Genomic DNA, 203 nt, shown 5'->3' with positions numbered 1-203 from the left:
TTATCCAGCTACGAATAACGGCGATGGAACCTGGACTCTGGCAGACAATACATTACCAACCTTAACTGACGGTTCTCATACTGTTGTGGTAAATGCAACGGATGCAGCAGGAAATGTGGGGACAACCACTGAGACAGTGGTAATTGACACAATGGCGCCAACTGCCCCTGTTGTCAATCCAGTCAATGATACAGATGCAATTA

1 protein-coding gene is annotated in these 203 nt (G+C 46.3%); it reads left to right on the top strand.

Annotated features, from left to right (window positions below; all coding sequences use genetic code 11):
• On the top strand, positions 1-203 hold a 203-nt coding region (locus tag IAE19_RS16840), incomplete at both ends, for an Ig-like domain-containing protein (RefSeq protein WP_227611213.1).

Source organism: Acinetobacter sp. S40, assembly GCF_016624705.1.
Lineage (GTDB): Bacteria > Pseudomonadota > Gammaproteobacteria > Pseudomonadales > Moraxellaceae > Acinetobacter.
The sequence above is the reverse complement of the archived record's forward strand: the minus strand, read 5'-3'. Positions and strand labels throughout refer to the sequence as shown.